This is a genomic window from Acidithiobacillus ferriphilus, from assembly GCF_018854775.1.
In the GTDB taxonomy this organism is placed as follows: Bacteria; Pseudomonadota; Gammaproteobacteria; order Acidithiobacillales; family Acidithiobacillaceae; genus Acidithiobacillus; species Acidithiobacillus ferriphilus.
Window position 1 is genome coordinate 1 of sequence record NZ_JAAZTY010000194.1, and the last position, 6,955, is coordinate 6,955.

The 6,955-nt window shown below is 60.4% G+C and carries 6 protein-coding genes; all 6 read left to right on the forward strand.

Annotation, left to right across the window (positions count from 1 at the left end; all coding sequences use genetic code 11):
• Positions 1–1,549: diflavin oxidoreductase (locus HF921_RS11980; RefSeq protein WP_215893878.1), on the forward strand; the 1,549-nt coding region annotated here is incomplete at its 5' end.
• Positions 1,539–3,230, forward strand: a complete 1,692-nt coding sequence (gene cysI / locus HF921_RS11985; RefSeq protein ID WP_215893879.1) for an assimilatory sulfite reductase (NADPH) hemoprotein subunit — start codon at positions 1,539–1,541, stop codon at positions 3,228–3,230. The genes HF921_RS11980 and cysI, both read left to right, overlap by 11 nt.
• A 7-nt stretch (positions 3,231–3,237) precedes the next feature.
• Complete coding sequence (locus HF921_RS11990) at positions 3,238–3,969, forward strand: phosphoadenylyl-sulfate reductase (protein ID WP_064219431.1); 732 nt, start codon at positions 3,238–3,240, stop codon at positions 3,967–3,969.
• A gap of 5 nt (positions 3,970–3,974) precedes the next feature.
• Positions 3,975–4,910 carry a sulfate adenylyltransferase subunit CysD gene (gene cysD, locus HF921_RS11995; RefSeq protein ID WP_064219430.1) on the forward strand — a complete coding sequence of 312 codons (936 nt, stop codon included), beginning with the start codon at positions 3,975–3,977 and terminating at the stop codon, positions 4,908–4,910.
• Entirely contained in the window at positions 4,910–6,259 is a 1,350-nt protein-coding gene (locus HF921_RS12000) for a sulfate adenylyltransferase subunit 1 (RefSeq protein WP_064219429.1), read from the forward strand. The genes cysD and HF921_RS12000 overlap by 1 nt, the downstream gene beginning before the upstream one ends.
• Positions 6,256–6,955 (forward strand): uroporphyrinogen-III C-methyltransferase (gene cobA / locus HF921_RS12005; protein WP_215893880.1); only part of this gene is annotated, 700 nt, incomplete at its 3' end. The genes HF921_RS12000 and cobA, both read left to right, overlap by 4 nt.

Sequence of the window (6,955 nt, forward strand, 5' to 3'; positions counted from 1 at the left end):
GGAGGCTCTGGTAACCAAGGTACGAGCCACAGGCATGCAGGCTGATCTCCAGGATATGCTGACGTATGGTCGCGCCAAGATGCGGCGGGATCGCACGCTGCTCATCATCGTGAGCACGCATGGCGACGGCGAGCCCCCTGACAGCGCCCGTGACCTGCACGCCCTTTTGACGGACCGCCAAGCGCCGGACTTGCGCCATCTCCGCTTCTCTGTACTGGCATTGGGCGACGCGAGTTACCCTCGATTTTGCCAGACCGGAAGAGATTTCGATGCTGCCTTGGTGGCCGCTGGTGCGCATTGCCTGGTCCCCCGTGTCGATTGCGATGTGGATTATGAAGAGCGTGTTACATACTGGATGGGGCAGGTTCTGGAAGCCCTCACCGTTGGCGATTTCTCTCCGGCAGCATCGCTTCCCGCCCCCGCTCCAAAACAGGGATACTCGAGCCATGCCACTTTCCCCGCCGTTCTGCTGGACAAGGTGAATCTCTCGGGCCGCGGATCGAGCCGAGAAGTCTGGCATTTCGAACTGGACCTCGACGAATCTGGTCTTCACTATGCACCAGGCGATATCGTTTCCGTTGCCCCAAGCAATCCGCCCCAACTCGTGGAAGAGCTGCTCGACCGGCTCGAACTGGACCACAAGGCTCCCGTACGGACCAGGCAGGGTGAAATGCCGCTGGTGGAGGCCCTTGCCGCGCATTATGAAATCACCAGAATCACATGGCCATTTCTGGAGCGTTACGCGCGCCTGAGCGATGCGAAGGCTTTGCAAAGCGCGATTGCCGAACGGGATGTCAACGGCCTCGGCACCTGGACAGACGGCCGGGAAATCATCGACGTCGTCGGGCAATACCCCGTCAAGGGGCTTGGCGCGCAATCCTTCGCTGACTGCCTGCGGCCCTTGCCGCCGCGGCGGTATTCCATCGCCTCCAGCCTTCTGGCCGTTCCGGGCGAGATCCACCTGACGGTCGCCGCCATCCGCTATAGCCGCCACGGGCGGGAGCGTCTGGGGATTGCCTCGACATTTCTGGCGGATCGTGTCGCCATCGGTCGGCCTGTACCCATATTTATCGAGCCTAACGCCGAATTCCGGCTACCCGAAGATTCCGGACAGGCAATGATCATGATCGGGGCTGGAACCGGGGTGGCCCCCTTTCGTTCCTTCCTGCAGGAACGGGAGGCGCTGGGTGCTGCAGGAAATAACTGGCTTTTCTTCGGGGACCGCCACTTCAGCACCGATTTTCTATACCAGCGGGAGTGGCTGCGCTGGCTCAAGGATGGGCACCTCAGCCGGCTCGACGTTGCCTTCTCCCGCGACCAGGAACGCAAGATATATGTCCAGGACCGCTTACGGGAGCGTGCCGGTGACATATTCGCATGGCTTGAAGAAGGTGCCGCCGTGTATGTTTGCGGGGCCGAAGCGATGGGCAGGGCGGTACAGCAATCTCTGGTGGATATCGTTCAGTCGGCCGGGCGCACGCAGGTTCAGGCCGAGGAATATATTCTGGAATTGAAACAGACGGGGAGATACCACCGAGATGTCTATTAATGACAAAGCACTTTCCGACGTGGAACGGATCAAGGCGGAGAGCCGGGGGCTGCGCGGTACGTTGCGGGAGAGTCTGCGCAATCCCGTCACCGGTGCACTGGCGGAAGATGACGTTCAGGTCATCAAGTTCCACGGCATTTACCAGCAGGACTATCGCGACCTGCGGGCGGAACGCCACCAGCAGAAACTGGAGCCCCTGTATCAATTCATGGCCCGGCTGCGCCTGCCGGGTGGCGTATTAAGCGGAGCACAATGGCTGGCGTTGGGCGACATCGCCCGCACCTACGGCAATGGCGGTCTGCGTATCACCAGCAGACAGAGCATACAATTTCACGGACTGCTCAAGCCGCATCTCCAGCCGACGCTGCAAGCCCTCGACCGGGCACTGCTCGATACGGTCAGCGCCTGCGGCGATGTCAACCGCAACGTCATCGCCAGTTCCGCCCCTCAGATCTCCGCCTTCCATGCCGAGGCATACGGCTGGGCGCAGAAAATTGCCGAACACCTGCTGCCGCGGAGCCATGCTTATCATGAAATCTGGCTCGACGGCCAGCAGATAACCGCGCCGGAGGAGGATCTCCTGTACGGGCCCAGCTATCTGCCCCGCAAGTTCAAGATTGCCATCGCAGTGCCGCCGCACAACGACGTCGACGTGTTCACGCAGGATCTTGGGTTCATCGCCATACACGAGGAGGGGCGACTGGCGGGATTCAATGTGTGCGTTGGGGGAGGCCTGGGTCGCAGCCACAACAAACCCGATACCTACCCGAGGCTGGCGGATGTCTGCGGTTTTTGCGCCCCCGGACAAGTGTTGGCCGTTGCCGAAGCCGTGCTCACCACCCAACGCGACCACGGGGACCGGAGTGATCGAAGCCATGCCCGGCTCAAATACACGGTGGACCGCATGGGTTTGGATCGCTTCATGGCGGAGGTGGAGCAACGCACCGGATTCCCGCTGGCCCCGCCACGCCCGTTCCACTTCGAGACTTCGGGAGACCGCTTCGGCTGGCTCGAAAATGATGACGGAACAGCCTGCCTTACCCTCTTCATACCCGGTGGCCGGGTTGCCGATGGCGATATTCCGCTCCTCAGCGGGCTGGATGCACTCGCCCGTCTGCACCATGGCGAAATCCGGCTGACCTGCAATCAAAATCTACTGATCGCCGGCATCTCCCCCGCGGAACGCTCCGTTGTCGAAACCGTGCTTGCTGAATACGGGCTCGACAGACTGCTGAATCTCACCCCTGTCCGTACCCACGCGATGGCATGCGTAGCGCTGCCCACCTGCCCCTTGGCGATGGCCGAGGCCGAACGCTATTTACCGGTTTTTCTGGATCGCATCGAGGCGTTGCTTGCCGATACCGGTCTGGAAGGAGAAGCATTGACAGTGCGTATGACCGGGTGCCCCAACGGGTGCGCCCGGCCCTATCTCGCGGAGATCGGCCTGGTCGGCAAAGCGCCCGGCCTTTACGATCTTTATCTGGGCGGCGACCGGACCGGTATGCGCCTCAATACCCTTTACCGGGAGGCGATGGGCGAGGCAGCCCTGCTGGATACCCTACGGCCCCTGTTGAAGCGATTTGCCGGTCATCGCTGGCCCGGCGAGACATTCGGGGACTTTGTCCGGCGACAGGATTTATTACCGCCAGATCCCGGTCTCCTGCACACAGGGAGGCAGTGAGGAACCCATGAGTGCAGAGACCAAGATACAGGACGTGCTCCTCCTTTTCGGGGCATTGCGCAATGCGCCGTATGCCCCGGCGGCTTTTGCCAGCAGCTTTGGGGCGGAAGACATGGTGCTCACGGACCTGATTGCGAAGCATGCGCCCTGGATGGAGATATTCACCCTCGATACCGGCCGTTTACCGGAGGAAACCTACCGGCTGATGCAGGAAACCCGGGAGCGCTACCACCTCCCCATTCAGGTGTATTTTCCGGAGCACGGGGCAGTGGAGCGCTATGTCCGGGAACACGGGCCCAACGCCTTTTATGAAAGCCAGAAATTGCGCAAGACCTGTTGCCATATGCGCAAGGTCGAACCCTTGCAGCGGGCATTGCAGGGTAAAGGGGCCTGGCTGACCGGGATGCGTCGGGAGCAGGCGCTCTCGCGGCAGGACCTCGCCGTCCGGGAATGGGACGCCACCCATGAATTGCCCAAGTTCAACCCCCTGGCCGATTGGCGCCATGCGGAAGTTTGGGATTATATCCGTGATTTTGAGCTGCCCTACAATCGTCTTCATGATCAGGGTTACCCCAGCATCGGTTGCGCCCCCTGCACGCGCGCCATCTCCCCCGGCCAGGACATCCGCGCGGGTCGTTGGTGGTGGGAAAGTCCGGATACCAGAGAATGCGGCTTGCATGTCGTTGACGGCAAAGTGATTCGCATCAAATCAGCAGCGTCACAAAAAACGTCAGGGTAAATATAATGAACACTGCAGTCGAAAAGCACATTATTGATGCCGCCAGCAATCACCATCTGGACTGGCTGGAATCAGAAGCGATCCACATCATGCGCGAGGTTGCGGCCGAATGCGGCAAGCCGGCGCTGCTGTTTTCAGGCGGCAAGGATTCGGTGGTGCTGCTGCGCATCGCCGAGAAGGCCTTCCGTCCGGGCAGGTTTCCATTTCCACTGGTGCATATCGATACCGGCCACAACTTCGCTGAAGTCATCGAATTCCGCGACCGACGCATTGCTGAACTGGGTGAACGACTGATCGTGCGTTCGGTCGAGGAATCGATCCGGCGCGGCACCGTGCGCCTGCGTAACCCCGCAAGCGATTCGCGTAATGCGGCGCAGGCCGTCACGCTGCTGGAGGCCATCGCTGAGTTTCAGTTCGATGCCTGCATCGGCGGTGCCCGTCGCGACGAAGAGAAGGCGCGCGCCAAAGAGCGGATTTTTTCATTCCGCGACGAGTTCGGGCAATGGAATCCGAAGGCGCAGCGCCCGGAACTCTGGGATTTATATAACACCCACATTCATCCCGGCGAAAATATGCGCGTGTTCCCGATCTCCAATTGGACCGAACTGGACGTCTGGCAATACATCGCCCGCGAAAAACTGGCGCTGCCGCCGATTTATTTTGCCCATGAGCGCCAGGTCATTTCACGCAACGGCTTTCTGGTACCGCTGACCGCTCTGACCCCGGCCCAAGAAGGCGAGGCGATAGAAACCAAAACCGTGCGTTTCCGCACGGTCGGCGATATTTCATGCACCTGCCCGGTGGCGTCGGATGCCGCCACCGTCGAAGCCGTCATCGCCGAAACCGCCATGACCAAAATCACGGAACGCGGTGCGACGCGGATGGATGACCAGGCATCGGAAGCATCAATGGAACAACGCAAGAAGGCAGGATATTTCTGATGAGCGCGACCATTCCCAAACAGTTTTTGCAGGAACTGACCAGAGAACGCGGCTTGCTGCGCTTCATTACTGCCGGTTCGGTAGACGATGGCAAGAGCACGCTGATCGGCCGCCTGCTGTTCGACAGCAAGGGTATTTTCGCCGACCAGCTGAGTGCCATGTCGCGCGCCAAGCACCGGCGCGCGACCGGCGACACGATCGACTTGTCGCTGCTGACGGATGGTCTGGAAGCCGAGCGCGAGCAGGGCATCACCATCGACGTCGCTTACCGCTACTTCGCCACGCCCCGGCGCAAGTTCATCATCGCCGATACCCCGGGCCATGAACAGTACACGCGCAACATGGTCACTGGAGCATCCACCGCCGACGCCGTCGTCATCCTGATCGATGTCTCGAAAGTGCGGCTGGGCGACGATGGCAGTGTGGAATTACTGGTGCAAACCAAGCGCCATTCGAGCATAGCCCACCTGCTGCAGATCGAGCATGTCGTGGTCGCGATCAACAAGATGGATCTGGTGCATTACGACCAGGCGGTGTATGACCGTGTCGTACAGGCATACCGGGAATTCGCGCAACGGCTGGGCCTGAAGGATATCCGCACGATTCCGTTGTCCGCCCTGGCGGGCGACAATGTGGTCACTGCGGGCGACAGGATGCGCTGGTATCAGGGGCCGACGCTGATCGAACTGCTCGAATCCCTGAGCGTCCATGACGCATGCCATGACGAACCGCTGCGTTTCCCGGTACAACTGGTGGCGCGCCACAATGGTCACGAAGCCAACGACTTCCGCGGTTACATGGGCCGTATCGAAGCCGGAAAAGTCAGCAGGGGCGACCGGCTGGTAGTGCAGCCAGGCGGATCGACGGCGACGGTGAAAGACATCCTGATACTCGATCGGTCGCTGGAATCGGCCGTCGTCGGCCAATCGGTAACGCTGTTGCTGGAGGAACACCTGGATATTTCGCGCGGCGACATGCTCGCGTCCGCCGATCGTCCGGCCAGCCTGCTCAAAACCGTCACCGCCGACGTCTGCTGGTTGTCGGAGGATCCGCTCGATCTGCGTCGCAAATACTGGCTGAAACACACGACCAGGCAAGTCACCGCGCGCGTCACGGAAATCGATACGTTACTCGACGTCAATACGCAGCAGAAGCACCCGGCCAATGCCCTGCGACTGAATGACATCGCCAGCATCACGCTGAATGTGCAGCAGCCGCTCGCCGCCGATGCGTATGACGCCATTCGCTCGACCGGTGCGTTCATTCTGATTGATGAAGTGACCCACCAAACAGTCGCGGCGGGGATGATTCGCCGCAACGCTTCTGGAATGGAGCGGTTTCGTCTATGAGCGGAGTTGGTTACGGCGGCGCTGGAAAAGTCTGGATTGTTGGGGCGGGCCCCGGCGACCCGGAACTCCTCACCCTGAAGGCGGCCACGCTTGTGGGCACGGCCGACATTATCTTCCATGACGCACTGGTTAATATCCGCATCCTGGCAATGGCACGGCCAGATACCAAATTGGTGAACGTCGGCAAACGTGGCGGTCAGCCCTCAACTTCTCAAATGAGCATTCAGACACGCATGATTCACGCCGCGCGGCAAGGCATGCGGGTAGTTCGCCTCAAGGGTGGTGACCCCTTCATTTTTGGACGCGGTGGTGAGGAATGTATAGCCCTGTGGACGGCTGGTATCGACTATGAAGTAGTGCCCGGCATCACCAGTGGCATCGCCGCCGCTGCCGCTGTCGGCATGCCACTTACTTACCGCACAATCAGCCAATCCGTCCTATTCGTAACGGGACATGCGGCCCCGGGGGGCCCTCCGATAGATTGGGTCCATCTCGCAAAGGCTGCGGATACACTGGTAATTTACATGGGACTGGCACAGACAACGGAGATCCAGAGCGGCCTAATCGCCGGTGGACGGCATCCAGACACGCCGGTACTGGCGGTACATTGGGCGACCTTGCCACAGCAGCGCCATGTGCACACCCGGCTAAACCGGTTTTCCGATGTAATTCATGAAGCCGATCTTGGTAGTCCGA